Origin of the sequence: Hydrocarboniphaga daqingensis (assembly GCF_900129825.1) — a bacterium.
Taxonomy (GTDB): Bacteria; Pseudomonadota; Gammaproteobacteria; order Nevskiales; family Nevskiaceae; genus Hydrocarboniphaga; species Hydrocarboniphaga daqingensis.
On sequence record NZ_FQWZ01000008.1, the window covers coordinates 156,548 to 171,022 of the forward strand.

The following is a 14,475-nucleotide window of genomic DNA, read 5'->3' on the forward strand; positions in this document are numbered from 1 at the left end:
CGGCTGCCATGATGAGAGCCCGCACCCGGCTGGCTTTTGTGTTGGCGGCCTGCATCGTCGGCAGCGCCGAAGCGGCGGCACCGTTCGTCGTCGGCATCGGCGACAAGGCACCCGAGGCAGCGGGCATCGTGCTGCAAGGGCCGCCCGGGACCAAGCTCAGCAGCTTGCGCGGCAAGATCGTGTTGGTGGATTTCTGGGCTTCTTATTGCGGGCCCTGCCTGCAGTCCATGCCGGAACTCAATGCGATGCGCGCCGAACTGTTCCGCGAAGGCTATGCCGGGCAGTTCGAGATCCTCTCGGTGGCCACCGACAGCGAGGTCGAAAAAGCGCGGCGATTCCTGCAGCGCGTGCAGGTCGATTTCCCGGTGGTGGCCGACCAAATCGGCATCGCGATCCAGACCTATAAATTGTGGCGCCTGCCGGCGACTTATCTGGTCGATCGCCGCGGCCACGTCAGCATGATCTACGCCGGCTACGGCCCGGGCTACACCGCCGACGTCAAGCAGCGCGTACTGGCCTTGCTCAAGCAGCCCTCGTGATCGCGGGTGGTCTGACGCAGCTGGTCCGGACACGGGTTTGTGTCATTAGCTTCACATTTGCGGATTAGTCGCTACAATACGCGCCCTTTGACGGCCCGGACCGGGTTGTCGGCATGGTTTACAGAGGCTGGATTGACGATGGTAAAGATTCGTTTGGCTCGCGGCGGCGCCAAGAAGCGCCCGTTCTACCACGTGGTGGCGACCGAGAGCCGTAGCTCGCGCGACGGCCGTTTCATCGAACGCCTCGGCTACTACAACCCGAGCGCCCGCGGCGGCGAACAGAAGCTGGTGCTGGATACGGCCCGCGTCGACTACTGGACCCAGAACGGCGCCCAGGTGTCCGAGCGCGTTGCCTATCTGGTCAAGACGGCTCCGGCCGCGACGCCGGCAGCCTAAGGTCTGATGCCGTGCGGCGGCTGGTGCTGGGCCGCATCGCCGGCGTCTACGGTGTTCGGGGTTGGGTCAAGCTGCGTTCATCGACCCGACCGATCGAAAACCTGCTGGATTACCCGCGCTGGTGGTTGGTGCATCAGGGGCGGGAAATCGAGACGACCCTGATCGAAGGCCGTAACCATGGTGACGGCTTGGTGGCCCAGATCGGCGATGCCAATGGCAAGCTGATCGACGACCGAGACGTTGCGGCCAGCCTGATCGGTGCCGAGATTCACGTGGCACGCGACGAATTGCCCGAGCCGGAAGAAGGCCAGTACTACTGGTTCGATCTGATCGGTCTGGCCGTTGTCAACGAGGAAGGGGTCGACTTGGGCCGGGTCGACAGCTTGACCAGCAACGGCGCACAGGACGTGCTCGTCATCAAGCAGGGAGAGGTCGAAAGGCTGATTCCGTTCGTCAAGGGGCCGATCATCAAGTCGGTGTCGCTCGACGAGCAGCGAATCGTCGCCGACTGGCAGCCGGATTACTGATGAAGATTGAAGTGCTGACGCTGTTCCCCGAGTTGGTGGAACAGGTCGGAGCCTTCGGCATGCCGAGGGTAGCGGTAGAGCGGGGTGCGTTGCAGTTGAGCGGTCGGCAACTGCGCGATTTCAGCGGAAACCGCTGGCGTCGCGTCGATGAACGCACCTACGGCGGTGGGCCGGGCATGGTGCTGCAGGCCGAGCCGCTGGCGCAGGCGATCGAGGCAGCGAGAGTTGCCGTCGGACCTGCCAAGGTGGTGTTGATGTCGCCGCAGGGCGAGCGCTACGACCAGGCTTGGGCGGAGCGCCTGAGTCGCGAGCCCGCGTTGATTCTGGTTTGCGGTCGCTACGAAGGCATCGACGAGCGGGTAATGCCGCAGGTTGATGTGGAGTTGTCGGTAGGCGACTACGTGCTCAGCGGTGGGGAACTGGCCGCCATGCTCGTGGTCGACAGCATCGCGAGATTGCTGCCGGGTGTGTTGGGAGACGAGCAGTCTGCCGCGAGTGATTCGTTTTCGGACGGCTTGCTCGACCACCCGCACTATTCGCGGCCGGAAGTCTGGCGTGACCAAGCGGTGCCCGAGATTTTGATGAGCGGTGACCACGCGGCGATTCGTCGCTGGCGCCGGAAGCAAGGGCTGGAGCGGACGCTGTTGCGTCGCCCGGACCTACTGGATTCACTGAAGTTGGATGCGGAACAGATCAAACTGCTCCGTGAAATCATTACTGAGCAGTTGCACGAGCAGGAAGGCAGAACATGAGCATGAGCATGAGCAAGATCATCCAGGCGATCGACGCCGAGCAGATGAGCAAGGTCGTTCCGGCGTTCAACCCGGGCGACACGATCGAAGTCAAGGTCAAGGTCAAGGAAGGCGACCGCGAGCGTCTGCAGGCGTTCGAAGGCGTCGTGATCGCCAAGCGCTCGCGCGGCCTGAACTCGGCCTTCACGGTCCGTAAGATCAGCCATGGCGAAGGCGTCGAGCGCGTGTTCCAGACCTACAGCCCGCAGGTCGCCGAAATCACCGTCAAGCGCCGCGGCGACGTGGTTCGCTCCAAGCTGTACTATCTGCGTAACCTGCAGGGTCGCGCTGCCCGCATCAAGGAAAAGCTGGGCTAGTCCACGGCGGGCGGCGATATTGCCGCTCGCTGTTGGCCCCGTTGTTCTGAAGCCCGCCCGGCTTGCCGGTGCGGGCTTTTTGCGTGTTTGCGGTGTTCATCCAGCCTGGTGCCCCCTCTTGAATGACTTCGCCGGGGCCCCATTCAGGCTGCACCCTTATCGTTGACGGAGAAACGACCCCCCATGACCGCCGAACGCCACGAATTCCAGGCTGAGACGCGCTCCCTGCTGCGCCTGATGATCCACTCGATGTACTCGAACAAGGAAATCTTCTTGCGCGAGTTGATCAGCAATGCCAGCGATGCCTGCGACAAGCTGCGCTTCATCGCCACGCAGAATCCGGAGCTGATCGGCGACGCGGAGCTGGCGGTCGAGCTGGTGGCCGACAAGTTCACCAATACGCTGACGATTCGCGATAACGGCATCGGCATGTCGCGAGAGGATGTGGTCGACAACCTCGGCACGATCGCGCGTTCCGGTACCAAGAAGTTCATGGAATCGCTGTCGGGCGATCAAGCGCGGGATACGCAGCTGATCGGCCAGTTCGGCGTCGGCTTTTACTCGGCGTTCATCGTCGCCGACAAGGTCACCGTCAACACGCGGCGTTATGACGCGGCCGAGGCCGTGGTCTGGGAGTCCACCGGCGAGGGCGATTACACGATCGGCGTTGGCGACAAGGCCGCGCGTGGCACCGAAGTCGTGCTGCATCTGCGCGACGATGAAAAGGAGTTTCTCGAAGAGCCGCGGCTGTCGGAGATCGTCCGCAAGTACTCCGACCATATCGGCTTGCCGATCAAGCTGATCCGCAAGGAGGGCGAGCCCGAGACGATTAATCAGGCGCGCGCGCTGTGGACGCGGCCCAAGTCCGAAATCAGTGACGAGGACTACACCAGTTTCTACGAGCATCTGAGTCACGACTACGAGGCGCCGCTGGCCTGGACGCACCAGAAGGTCGAAGGCAACCTCGAATACACGTCGCTGCTGTACATCCCCAAGCGCGCGCCGTTCGATATGTGGGATCGTGAGCAGCAGCGCGGTGTGAAGTTGTACGTCAAGCGCGTCTTCATCATGGACCGCGCGGCCGAGCTGCTGCCGCCTTACCTGCGCTTCGTGCGTGGCTTGGTCGATACGGCCGACCTGCCGCTGAACGTGTCGCGCGAAATCCTGCAAGGCAACCGCACCGTCGACAAGATTCGCGCCGCGCTGGTCAAGCGCGTGCTCGACCTGCTCGACGACTTGGCAGCCAACAAGCCCGATGACTTCAAGACCTTCTGGAGCCAGTTCGGCAAGGTGCTCAAGGAAGGTATCGTCGAAGATCACGCCAATCGTGATCGCATCGCCAAGCTGCTGCGCTTTGCCAGCACCACGGCGCCGGATACGGCCAGCGTATCCCTGGACGAGTATCTGGGCCGCATGCCCGAAGCGCAGGAAAAGATCCTGTATCTGACCGGTGAGAGCCTCAGCGCACTGCGCAACAGCCCGCATCTGGAAGGCTTCCGGAAGGCCGGCTTCGAAGTGTTGCTGTTGTCGGACCGAATCGACGAATGGGTCGTCGGCCACCTGACCGAGTATCAGGGCAAGAAGCTGGAATCGGCCGCGCGCGGTGATGCGGCGGCTGCCGGCAAGATCGAAACCTTCGACAAGGCCAAGCACGAACTCGAATTCAAGGACGTGCTCGATCGTCTGCCCAAGGCGCTGAACGAGCGCGTCGCCAGTGCCCGCGTTTCGGCGCGACTGACCGAGTCGCCGTCGTGCTTGGTGGCACCGGAGCACGGCCTTTCGCGCCAGTTGATCGAAATCCTCAAGCAGAGCGGCGAGGGCGCGCCCGACATCAAGCCGATCCTCGAACTCAATCCCGAACATCCGCTGGTGGGGCGACTGAAGGATGCGGGTAGCGACGAGGCGGCCTTCGTCGATCTGGCGGAGATTTTGTACGGCCAGGCGGTGCTGGCCGAGGGCGGGCAGCTGGAAGACCCGGCCGGCTTCGTCAAGCGGCTGAACAAGCTGATCCTCGGCCAGACCGGCACCAGCAAGATCCTGCTCGGCTGACCGATCGCAGATTCCGGGCGGCGGCTCGTCAGAGCCGCTTCCCGGCACGCGCCGCTACGGGATCACGCGGACGACGTCGACGAAACGCTTGGTCCACGACGGATCGTCGACGCGGGCAACCATCACCTTGCGGCCGTTCACCGGCGCATGCACGGCTTTGCCTTCGCCCAGATAGATCGCAACGTGGTCGACGCCCCGTCCGCGGCCAAACCGATAGAACAGCAGATCGCCCGGTTGCGCCTGCTTCAGTGGTACGGTCTTGCCGAACGCGTGCTGCTCCGACGTCGAACGTGGCAGTCCGACGCCGGACTGTCCATAGACATAGCGGGCCAAGCCACTGCAATCGAAGCCATCCGGAGTCGTACCACCGTAGCGGTACGGACGCCCGACCTGACCGAGTGCCTCCAGCACGATCTCGCGACGTGTCTCGCTGATCTCGTTGGGCAGCGGTCGATGGCCAAAATTGGCGCAACCGCCGAGCAGGCCCAGCGTCAACAGCAAAGCGATCAGGAGGGCGCGGTGAAGCAAGGCGCTAAACCACCGGCGGCTGGCTTCGGACCATCGCCGCGCGCTGGGCGAACGCGGTATACCACGAGGCCAACGGCTCACGGCCACGGCGCCATTCGATGTACGGCATGCGCAGATCGAGATAACCCAGCGCCACGCCGATCGTGATCTCGACGATGCTCGGCGCCTCGGGTTCGAAGTCGGCCGTTTCCTGGTTGAGCAAATCGAGCGCGCGCTCGATCAGCGCAGCCTGGCGATCCAGGAACACCGTGTACACGATGCTTTCAGGGCGACGCTTTTCCATCACCGTGGCCACGGCGGCATCGATGATGCCGTCGGCGATCTTCTCGCGCCGCAGTGCCGCCCAGCGCTTGCTGCCGCGCGGCAGCGCGGTCACACCACGGCCGCGTGTCAGCAGGTACTCGACGATCAAGCCCGAATCGGGCAACGCTTCGCCGCGTTCGGTTACCAACACGGGGATTTTCGACAGCGGATTGATGCTGAGCAGTTCGGGTGGAGAACCGTGTGGGTCGACCTGGATCTCATCGATCAGGTCGGTAAGCCCCAGTTCGGCAGCGACAACGCGGACCTTGCGTGCATAGGGAGACGTAGGGCTGCTGTACAGCTTCATCTTCATTGATGGATCTTCGGGAGCCGCGCTGCACGGCGCAAACCCGAAGGCTGCCGGTCGCGCCGTCTTTTGACAAGACTTGCCTAAATTAAAAGCGCTCGCACCTGACGCCTGAACCGTGCCCCCAAACGAAGAACCCCGGCCAAGGCCGGGGTTCTGAGGCTGCTGGATCGTCGCTTCAGCGGCTGGCGTCGAGTTTGTCGAGATAGCGCTCTGCATCCAGCGCGGCCTGGCAGCCGGTGCCGGCGCTGGTGATCGCCTGGCGATAGACATGGTCCATCACGTCGCCTGCGGCGAACACGCCTTCGATGCTGGTCTGCGTCGCTGCGCCGCCCGTGCCGCCCTGAACCTTGATATAGCCGCCGTCCATCTTCAGCTGGCCTTCGAAGATGGCGGTGTTCGGGTGGTGACCGATGGCGATGAACACGCCCTTGAGGTCGACGTCGCGTGTCTGACCCGTCTTGACGTTGCGCGCGCGCATGCCGGTGACGCCGCTGGCGTCGCCGAGCACTTCATCGAGCTCGCTGTCCCACAGGATTTCGACCTTGCCTTCGGCGACGCGCTTGAACAGCTTGTCGTGCAGGATCTTCTCGCCCTTGAACTTGTCCCGGCGATGGACGACGGTGACCTTGTTGGCGATGTTGGACAGATACAAAGCCTCTTCGACGGCCGTGTTGCCGCCGCCGATCACGGCCACGTCCTGACCCTTGTAGAAGAAGCCGTCGCAGGTCGCGCAAGCACTGACGCCCTTGCCGCGGAACGCTTGTTCCGACGGAATGCCCAAGTACTTGGCGCTGGCGCCGGTGCAGATGATCAACGCGTCGGCGGTGTACTCGCCCTGGTCGCCACGCAGTTTGAACGGCCGGGTCTGGAGGTCGACTTCGTGAATGTGGTCGTAGACGAAATGGGTATCGAAGCGCTCGGCGTGCTTATACATGCGTTCCATCAGCGCCGGCCCCATCAGTCCTTCGACGTCGCCGGGCCAGTTGTCGACTTCGGTCGTCGTCATCAGCTGGCCGCCCTGCTCAAGGCCGGTAATCAGCGTCGGTTTCAGGTTGGCGCGCGCGGCGTAGACGGCAGCGGTGTAACCGGCGGGGCCGGAGCCGAGGATGATCAAGCGGTGATGCTGGCTCATGATGGTCTCTATTTGGAGGGCGATGACGGGTCCTTGCAGCGGGCCGCGCGGATCGCCAGCGCGCAGGACCGGCGTGGGGTAAGGACCGGTCGGGCCGTCATTCTATGGACCCCGGCGATGCCGGGCTAAGTAAATTCGATGATGCGGTGAATAGGAGTGCGCTATGAATCGGCTGACCCTTGGGTTGCTGGCCGGCCTTGTTGTGCTGCTGGTGCAAGGTGGTTCCATCGCGGCCGAATTACAAGGCCTGCCGACCCTGATGCTCCCGCCCGGATTCAAGGCCGAGGTCTGGGTCGACGGCGTCGACAATGCGCGTGCGATGGCCTACGGCGACAAGGGCACGCTGTTCGTCGGCAGCCGCAAAGCGGGCAAGGTGTACGCGCTGAGCGACACCAACGGTGACGGACGGCCCGACCGCGTCCGCGTCATCGCAGAAGGCTTGAACATGCCCAGCGGCATCGCGTTTCGCGACGGTGATCTCTACGTCGCCGAAGTGCAGCGCATCTTCAAGCTGGTCGGCATCGAGTCTCGTCTCGACGCACCGCCATCGCCAACCCGCGTCCGTGACGACCTTCCGACCGAAACCCACCACGGCTGGCGCTTCATCGACTTCGGCCCGGACGGCAAGCTGTACGTCGCCATTGGCGCACCCTGCAACGTCTGCCCGCTGGCCCGGTTCGAGCGCGACGGCCGCACGCTGCGCTACGGCTCGATCACGCGCATGGACGCCGACGGCCGCAACTGGGAGGTCGTCGCCGACGGCGTGCGCAACTCAGTCGGCTTCACCTGGCATCCGCAGACGCAGAAGCTGTGGTTTACCGACAACGGCCGCGACATGCTCGGCGACGACACGCCAAGCTGCGAACTGAACGTGCTCGACCGCAGCGGCGAGGATTTCGGCTTCCCGTACTGCCATGCCGGCAGCGTGGCCGACCCCGAATTCGGTGCGCAGGGTCGCTGCTCGTCGGCCAAGGCGCCGGCGGCGCTGTTGGGGCCGCATGTGGCGCCGCTGGGGCTGGCGTTCTATACCGGCACGCAGTTTCCGGCCGAGTACCGCGGCAATCTGTTCATCGCCGAGCACGGCTCCTGGAACCGCTCTGAAAAGATCGGTTACCGGATCCAGCGTGTCCGGATCGACGCCAGCGGGCAGGTGATCGACCAGCAGCCGTTTGCCGAAGGCTGGCTTGCCGGATCTCAGGTCAGTGGCCGTCCCGCTGATGTGCTGGTGGCACCGGACGGTGCTTTGCTGGTCGCCGATGACCTTGGTGGCAGGATCTGGCGCATCCGCTACGCGCCGTAGCGGCGCGCGGCGAGGAGAGGCCGGCCAGCGCGCGGCCCCAAAACAGCGCGCGCATTGAAAGCGGGGGGCGCGACCTCGATAATGTCCGCCCCTCGCGGCCGCCGGCCGCGTCGAGCCTCTCCTCCCACCACCTAAGCGAGTGTCGTGAAAGCCAACTTTCCGCGCATCCAGCGCCTGCCGCCCTATGTCTTCAACATCGTTGGTGACCTCAAGGCCGCAGCCCGAGCTCGTGGCGAGGACATCATCGACTTCAGCATGGGCAACCCCGACCAGCCGACGCCGAAGCACATCGTCGACAAGCTGGTGGAGGCCTCTGTGCGCGGCACCGACAGCGACTACGTTCGCCCCGAGTTGATCGACGAGGACGGCACGCACACGCACCGCTACTCGCTGTCCAAGGGCGTGCCGCGCCTGCGGCGTGCGATGTCGCGCTGGTACAAGAACCGCTACGACGTCGACGTCGACCCCAACTCCGAAGTGATCGCCACGATCGGATCCAAGGAAGGCCTGGCGCATCTGGCGTTTGCGACGCTGGGTCAGGGCGACGTGGTGCTGGTGCCCAATCCGGCGTATCCGATCCATCCCTATGGCGTCGTGCTGGCGGGCGCTGATGTCCGCCACGTCAAGATGACGCCGGATGTCGACTTCTTCGAAGAGCTGCAGCGCGCCATCAAGGAAAGCTGGCCGGCGCCGAAGATGCTGATCCTGAACTTCCCGGCGAACCCAACGACCGAATGCGTCGATCTGGCGTTCTTCGAGAAAGCCGTTGCGATCTGCCGCGAGCATCAAATGTGGCTGGTGCACGACTTGGCCTACGCCGACATCGTGTTCGACGGCTATCAAGCGCCGAGCGTGCTGCAGGTGCCGGGTGCCAAGGACCTCGCCGTCGAGTTCTTCACGCTGTCGAAGAGCTACAACATGCCGGGCTGGCGCGTCGGCTTCATGTGCGGCAACCCGACGCTGGTTGCCGCGCTCGCGCGGATCAAGAGCTACCTCGACTACGGCATGTTCACGCCGATCCAGGTGGCGGCGATTGCGGCGCTCGAAGGCCCGCAGGACTGTGTCGCCGAGATTGCCGAGATGTATCGCAAGCGCCGCGATGCCTTGTGCGAAGGCCTGTGCTCGATCGGCTGGAATGTCACCAAGCCCAAGGCGACGATGTTCGTCTGGGCCAAGATTCCCGAGCCGTTTGCCGCGATGGGCTCGATCGAATTCGCCAAGCTGCTGCTGGCCGAGGCCAAGGTGGCGGTGTCGCCCGGCGCCGGCTTCGGCGACTACGGCGACGACCATGTGCGCTTTGCGTTGATCGAGAACGAACACCGCACGCGTCAGGCAATTCGCGGTATCAAGAAGCTGCTGCAGAAAGGTGCTGCGGCGATCAGCCCGCCGGCACCGAAGGCAGGTGTGGCATGACGACCGCGCCGCTGCGTGTCGGCCTGCTCGGCCTGGGCACGGTCGGGCAGGGCGTGATCCGCGTGCTGCGCACCAACGCCGACGAGATCACGCGTCGCGTCGGCCGCGCCGTCGTCGTCACGCATGCGTCGGCGCGCGACCCGCACCGGGCACGCGACGTGTCGCTGGACGGCATCCAGATCGTCGCCGACCCGATACGGATCGCCGCCGAAGCCGATGTCGATGTCGTCGTCGAAGCCATCGGCGGCCTGTCGCCGGCCAAGGAACTGGTGCTGGCTGCGCTGCGTCGCGGCAAGCCGGTGGTGACCGCCAACAAGGCGCTGCTTGCGCTGCAAGGCAATGAAATCTTCGAGGCTGCACAGGCCAGCGGCGTGATGATCGCGTTCGAAGCCAGCGTCGCCGGCGGCATTCCGGCGATCAAGGCAATCCGCGAAGGCTTGGCCGGCAATCGCATCGAAGCCTTGGCCGGCATCATCAACGGCACCTGCAACTACATCCTGACGCAGATGAGCGAGAAGGGGCAGGCGTTCGCCGATGCGCTGGCCGACGCGCAGCGGCTCGGCTATGCCGAAGCCGATCCGACGTTCGATGTCGAGGGCATCGACGCCGCACACAAGCTGACGATCTTGGCCAGCATCGCGTTCGGCATGCCGCTTTCGTTCGATAAGGTGTCGGTCGAAGGCATCACCAAGGTGACGCCGCAGGACATTCGCATCGCGCAAGCGCTCGGTTACCGGATCAAGCATCTGGGTATCGCCAAGCGAACCGACGCCGGCGTGGAGTTGCGGGCGCACGCCACGCTGGTGCCTGAGGACCGTCTGTTGGCCAAGGTCGACGGCGTGCTCAACACCGTGCTGCTGCAGGGCAATGCCGTCGGCCAGATCGGCCTGTACGGCCGGGGCGCCGGTGGCGACGCCACGGCATCGGCTGTCGTTGCGGACCTGGTCGACGTGGCGCGTGCGCTGGGTTCCGACGCGCGCCACCATGTGCCGTCGCTGGCGTTCCAGCCTTCGGCCGTTCGCGAACTGAACGTGTTGCCACTGGCCGACGTGGTCAGCTCGCACTATCTGCGCATCACGGTCGCCGATGAGCCGGGTGTGCTCAAGGCCATCACGTCGATCCTGGCCGAGTTGGACATCAGCATCGAAGCGATCCTGCAGAAGGAGCCGCAAGGCGGCGCCGACGCCAGCGTCGCGGTCATCACGTCAGTGATTCCGGAGCGGCGCTTCAACGAAGCGGTGGCGCGCGTGCGCCAGCTGCCGTTCGTGCGCCACGACATCTCACGGTTTCGTGTCGAGCATTTCTAATCTGCATGACCCAAGCCGGGCGGCATGTCGCTCCCGGCAACCGATTACACGCCGTCATCCACTGGTTCTGATTCCATGACCCGCTATACCGGCCTTGTCGACCACTACCGTTCCCGCTTGCCGCTGACGCCGAATCACTGCGCGATCAGCCTGGGCGAAGGTCGCACGCCGCTGATCCGCATCTACAACACCGAGCGCGAGATCGGTTTCGAAGGCGAGCTGTACGTCAAGTTCGAAGGCCTGAATCCGACCGGCTCGTTCAAAGACCGCGGCATGACGCTGGCGGTGACGCAAGCCGTACACGAAGGCGCTCGCGCCATCATCTGCGCGTCCACCGGCAACACCTCGGCCGCAGCTGCTGCCTACGCTGCGCGCGCCAGCATCACGGCGTTCGTGCTGATTCCCGAAGGCAAGATCGCGCTAGGCAAGTTGGCTCAGGCGATCGTGCACGGCGCGGTCGTCGTGCAGATCCGCGGCAACTTCGACGATGGCATGCGCCTGGTCAAGGAAGTCGCCGAAACGGCGCCGGTGGCCATCGTCAACTCGATCAACCCGTTCCGTTTGCAGGGCCAGAAGACGGCGGCATTCGAAATCGTCGAAGCGCTTGGCCGCGCGCCGGACTACCACTGCATTCCGGTCGGCAACGCCGGCAACATCAGCGCGCACTGGCTCGGCTATGCCGAGGTCAGCAACTTCCCGACGACGATCAACCGGCTCGCGCCGGAGTTGCAGCACTACTCGCGCGAAACGCTGACCGACACGCGTCCCAAGATGGTCGGCTATCAGGCTGCCGGCAGCGCGCCGTTCATGCGCGGCGCCGCCGTGCGCAATCCCGAAACGGTCGCCACCGCGATCCGTATCGGCGACCCGCAGTCCTGGGACCTCGCATGGGCCGTTCAGCAGGAATCGGGCGGCTGGTTCGACGAATGCACCGACGAGGACATCCTGCGCACGCAGCGCCGCTTGGCCGAGCTCGACGGCGTGTTCTGCGAGCCGGCATCGGCTGCCTCGCTGTGCGGTGCGATCCGTGACATCAAGAGCGGCAAAATCGCGCCGGGCTCGAAGGTGGTTTGCACCCTGACCGGCTTTGGTCTCAAGGACCCCGACATCATCGTCAAGGGCGGACTCAGCGGCGTGGTCGAAGTCGACGCCGAGCGTTCCGCCGTCGAGAAGGCGCTGCTCGATCGCCTGTCCTGAGCAAGCCAGCGGCATCGCCGATCACCGCTTGCCGATCGGGTGGTACGCATAGCCCCATGCCAACGATGGCGGGTGCGGCAATGCTAAAATGTCAGTCTCGTTGCGAGCCGGGCGCGTCATGATCTGGGTGGATTACTGCATCGTGGGCGTACTGGCGGTCTCGACCTTGATCGGCGTCATCCGCGGCTTCGCGCGCGAAACCCTGGGCTTGCTGACATGGGTGCTGGCGATCTGGCTCTCCGCTGCATTCGCCCCGGTCGTTGCCGATTCGCTGGCGGACTATCTCAGCGCACCGTCGGTGCGCTCGATCGCAGCTCATGTGTTGTTGTTCTTCGGTGGGTTGCTCGTCGGCGGCATCGCGACGGCGCTGCTGGTGCGCCGCCTGCGCGAAAGCGTGCTGTCATCGACCGATCGCACGCTCGGCGCCGGCTTTGGTTTGATGCGCGGCGCCGTGCTGGTTGCGATGTTTGTACTCGTGGCGCAGGGAACCGCGGTGCGGCAAGACCCGTGGTGGCGTCAGTCGCTGTTGCTGAATCGCTTCGAGTGGCTCGCCGATGCAATCGGCATCGTCGTGCCGTCGCGCTGGCTCGATCGCTTGCAACGGCAGGGCGACGATGCCGACAACGCGGTCGAAGCGTCGTATTAGTGGGTCTGTTTTTAACCGTCGTCTGATTCGCTTCCGAGGTCACCATGTGCGGCATTGTCGGCATCTACTCGCATCAAAGCGCCAATCAGGAACTCTATGACGCGCTGACGATGCTGCAGCATCGCGGTCAGGACGCGGCCGGCATCATCACCAATGAAGGCCATCGTCTGCACTTGCGCAAGGACAATGGTCTGGTGCGCGACGTGTTCAACAAGGACGAGCACATGGCGCGGCTGCGCGGCCCGATCGGTATCGGCCACGTCCGCTATCCGACGGCCGGCGCTAGCAGCTCGGCCGAAGCCCAGCCGTTCTATACCAACATGCCGTTCGGCATTTCCCTGTCGCACAACGGCAACCTGACCAATGCCGAAGAGCTTAAGCAGGAACTGTTTGCCGAAGACCGTCGGCATCTGAACACCGAGTCCGACTCGGAAGTGCTGCTCAACGTGTTCGCGCACGAGCTGCAGATTCAGAGCAAGCTCAAGTTGATGCCTGACGACATCTTCGCTGCGGTATCAGGCGTGCATCGTCGCTGCCGCGGGGCTTACGCGGTCGTGGCGATGATCAGCGGTTACGGTTTGGTCGGCTTCCGCGATCCGTTCGGTATCCGCCCGGTCTGCTATGGCTGGCGTGACTCGCCGAGCGGCAAGGAATACATGATCGCATCGGAGTCGGTCGCGCTCGACGCGCTTGGCTACGAGTTCCTCGACGACATCGCACCGGGTGAGGCGATCTACGTCGACATGGAAGGCAAGCTGCATCGCCGTCAATGCGCGGTCAATCCAGTGTTGTCGCCTTGCATCTTCGAGTACGTGTACCTGGCGCGGCCCGACTCGGTGATGGACGACATCTACGTTTATAAAGCGCGTCTGCGCATGGGAATCAAGCTCGCCGAGAAGATTCTGCGCGAGTGGCCCGAGCACGATATCGACGTCGTGATTCCGATTCCGGACACCTCGCGCGTCGCCGGGGCCGAAGTCGCAGCGCGATTGGGCGTCCACTACCGTGAAGGCTTCATCAAGAATCGCTACATCGGCCGCACCTTCATCATGCCGGGGCAGGCGCAGCGCAAGAAAGGCGTGCGCCAGAAGCTCAATCCGGTCGATGTCGAGTTTCGCGGCAAGAATGTGTTGCTGGTCGACGATTCGATCGTGCGCGGCACCACCAGTCAGGAAATCATCCAGATGGCGCGAGATGCCGGCGCGCGCAAGGTGTATTTCGCGTCGGCGGCTCCGCCGGTGCGCTACCCGAACGTCTACGGGATCGACATGCCGACGGCCTCGGAGTTGGTGGCACATGGCCGCACGCACCTGGAACTGCAGACGCTGCTCGGTGCCGACCGGCTGATCTTCCAGGACTTGAACGACCTGATCGACGCCGTGCGCCACAAGCATTCGAGCATTCAGCGCTTCGACTGCTCGGTGTTCACTGGCGAATACATCACCCAAGACATCAGCCCGGAATACTTGAATCAGCTCGAGCTATTCCGGTCCGATGCGGCCAAGGCCAAGCGTGACGTGGCCTCGCAGTCGGTCATCGAGCTGGACAACGCGGCGGCGCGCTGACCGCCAGCCGCGCATTGCCTGCCGCGGCGCGCGGTTCTACACTGCCGCCCAGCGCCGATTTGTATTCCTGCTTGCGGGCGCTTAATAAATGTCGCTAAACGGGTTGCAAGCAGGCTCGTTTGGCGTCGCGCGGTATAGGTAGCAACGGTTGCCCG

General features: G+C 64.0%; 15 protein-coding genes and 1 riboswitch. Of the genes, 12 read left to right on the plus strand and 3 right to left on the minus strand.

Features of this window, described 5'->3' with window-relative positions; genetic code table 11:
- Positions 1–11 precede the first annotated feature (11 nt).
- The 6 genes from BUB09_RS15740 (at position 12) to htpG (ending at position 4,619) form a co-directional block, all read left to right on the plus strand.
- Positions 12–539, plus strand: a complete 528-nt coding sequence (locus tag BUB09_RS15740) for a TlpA family protein disulfide reductase (RefSeq protein WP_072899396.1) — start codon at positions 12–14, stop codon at positions 537–539.
- A gap of 138 nt (positions 540–677) precedes the next feature.
- Positions 678–935, plus strand: coding sequence for a 30S ribosomal protein S16 (rpsP, locus tag BUB09_RS15745; protein ID WP_072899260.1), 258 nt, complete (start codon positions 678–680; stop codon positions 933–935).
- 11 nt (positions 936–946) lie between these two features.
- A complete protein-coding gene (gene rimM / locus BUB09_RS15750) occupies positions 947–1,462 on the plus strand; it encodes a ribosome maturation factor RimM (RefSeq protein WP_072899262.1) in 516 nt (171 codons plus the stop codon).
- On the plus strand, positions 1,462–2,214 hold the full coding sequence (trmD, locus tag BUB09_RS15755; protein WP_072899264.1) for a tRNA (guanosine(37)-N1)-methyltransferase TrmD: 753 nt from the start codon (positions 1,462–1,464) through the stop codon (positions 2,212–2,214). Before rimM ends, trmD begins: the two co-directional genes overlap by 1 nt.
- Before the next feature lie 8 nt (positions 2,215–2,222).
- On the plus strand, positions 2,223–2,570 hold the full coding sequence (gene rplS / locus BUB09_RS15760) for a 50S ribosomal protein L19 (RefSeq protein WP_072899398.1): 348 nt from the start codon (positions 2,223–2,225) through the stop codon (positions 2,568–2,570).
- A gap of 183 nt (positions 2,571–2,753) precedes the next feature.
- Positions 2,754–4,619, plus strand: a complete 1,866-nt coding sequence (gene htpG / locus BUB09_RS15765; RefSeq protein ID WP_072899266.1) for a molecular chaperone HtpG — start codon at positions 2,754–2,756, stop codon at positions 4,617–4,619.
- Positions 4,620–4,673: 54 nt separating this feature from the next.
- On the opposite strand, the gene BUB09_RS15770 is transcribed toward htpG, so the two are convergent.
- The 3 genes from BUB09_RS15770 to trxB all read right to left on the minus strand — a co-directional run bounded on the left by BUB09_RS15770 (position 4,674) and on the right by trxB (position 6,892).
- Positions 4,674–5,120, minus strand: coding sequence for a C40 family peptidase (locus BUB09_RS15770; protein WP_245793313.1), 447 nt, complete (start codon positions 5,118–5,120; stop codon positions 4,674–4,676).
- A 31-nt stretch (positions 5,121–5,151) separates the two neighbouring features.
- Positions 5,152–5,763, minus strand: coding sequence for a glutathione S-transferase family protein (locus BUB09_RS15775; protein WP_084083503.1), 612 nt, complete (start codon positions 5,761–5,763; stop codon positions 5,152–5,154).
- A 172-nt stretch (positions 5,764–5,935) separates the two neighbouring features.
- Positions 5,936–6,892: a thioredoxin-disulfide reductase gene (trxB, locus tag BUB09_RS15780; protein WP_072899272.1), complete on the minus strand. Its 957-nt coding sequence runs from the start codon at positions 6,890–6,892 to the stop codon at positions 5,936–5,938.
- Between the two features lie 163 nt (positions 6,893–7,055).
- Here trxB and BUB09_RS15785 point away from each other — a divergent pair, with 163 nt between their 5' ends.
- The 6 genes from BUB09_RS15785 (at position 7,056) to purF (ending at position 14,320) form a co-directional block, all read left to right on the plus strand.
- On the plus strand, positions 7,056–8,192 hold the full coding sequence (locus tag BUB09_RS15785) for a PQQ-dependent sugar dehydrogenase (RefSeq protein ID WP_072899274.1): 1,137 nt from the start codon (positions 7,056–7,058) through the stop codon (positions 8,190–8,192).
- Between the two features lie 144 nt (positions 8,193–8,336).
- Positions 8,337–9,605 (plus strand): alanine transaminase, encoded by a 1,269-nt coding sequence (alaC, locus tag BUB09_RS15790; protein WP_072899276.1) that lies wholly within the window; start codon positions 8,337–8,339, stop codon positions 9,603–9,605.
- Positions 9,602–10,912 carry a homoserine dehydrogenase gene (locus BUB09_RS15795; protein WP_072899278.1) on the plus strand — a complete coding sequence of 437 codons (1,311 nt, stop codon included), beginning with the start codon at positions 9,602–9,604 and terminating at the stop codon, positions 10,910–10,912. The genes alaC and BUB09_RS15795 overlap by 4 nt, the downstream gene beginning before the upstream one ends.
- A gap of 75 nt (positions 10,913–10,987) precedes the next feature.
- Entirely contained in the window at positions 10,988–12,109 is a 1,122-nt protein-coding gene (thrC, locus tag BUB09_RS15800) for a threonine synthase (RefSeq protein ID WP_139250318.1), read from the plus strand.
- A 118-nt stretch (positions 12,110–12,227) separates the two neighbouring features.
- On the plus strand, positions 12,228–12,755 hold the full coding sequence (locus tag BUB09_RS15805) for a CvpA family protein (protein ID WP_072899282.1): 528 nt from the start codon (positions 12,228–12,230) through the stop codon (positions 12,753–12,755).
- A 44-nt stretch (positions 12,756–12,799) separates the two neighbouring features.
- Positions 12,800–14,320 (plus strand): amidophosphoribosyltransferase, encoded by a 1,521-nt coding sequence (purF, locus tag BUB09_RS15810; protein WP_072899284.1) that lies wholly within the window; start codon positions 12,800–12,802, stop codon positions 14,318–14,320.
- Positions 14,321–14,361: 41 nt separating this feature from the next.
- A riboswitch (SAM riboswitch) is annotated at positions 14,362–14,439 on the plus strand.
- Positions 14,440–14,475 lie beyond the last annotated feature (36 nt).